Genomic DNA, 794 nt, shown 5'->3' on the forward strand with positions numbered 1-794 from the left:
CCGGCGGAACGCGCGTCGAAGTGGAAGACCCCTCTTCGCTCATCTCCACGCGTGTCGATATTCTCGAACCGATGGGCGACGAGATATTCGCGTACATGTTGTTGGGCGAACGCCGTACATCGATGGACCAGTCGAGAGCCGATGACCAGCTGCTGATGAGTGTTGACCCCGACTCGACGATTCGAGAAGACACGGACGTCGAAGTCGTGATAGACCGGGGGAACGTCCACCTCTTTGAGACGGCGTCGGGCGAGGCACTCGCCCACGGTCTGTCCCCCGTTTCAGCCGACCTAGAGACCGAGACGACAGCCGACGAAGACGACTGAAACGGCCCGACGCGACGGCTTCGACGTCGCCGACGTTTCGACGAGCAGATGGACGACGTGGAGTCGCGTCCCCTCTGTATTCGGAGTGCGACTATCGTCGCTGGTCCCATCCAGATGATTTGAGAGGCAGGACCGACACTTGGTACGGTACGCAGGAATCTACGCACAGCACGAGGAACATTCGCTCCGCATCGATCTCAGTCGATCAGGATACGATCCGAACCCTTCCTTTCGCTCTGCTCGTCCAGCGTCCCCCCTTCCGGAAAACTCGTCGTCGGGAACGTGGGTCGATTCGCCAAGGGGTCGTAGTTCCTCAAAATCAGATTGACGTCCATTCATAGGGTCGTCTGGCAGCATCTTCCCTCGTCTCCGTATTTAAATCTCAGCCACCAATGTCGAATTCGAATCGACAGAAAAATCGCAGATGGCGTCTTCAGCCCGCCAATTCGTTTAGCGTGTCTCGATGCG

The 794-nt window shown here is 57.8% G+C and carries 1 pseudogene; it reads left to right on the plus strand.

Features of this window, described 5'->3' with window-relative positions:
• Window positions 1-326, plus strand: a pseudogene (locus DEQ92_RS20995) (ABC transporter ATP-binding protein); the annotation flags it as partial.
• Window positions 327-794 lie beyond the last annotated feature (468 nt).

The organism is Haloferax sp. Atlit-6N, assembly GCF_003383195.1.
In the GTDB taxonomy this organism is placed as follows: Archaea; Halobacteriota; Halobacteria; order Halobacteriales; family Haloferacaceae; genus Haloferax; species Haloferax gibbonsii.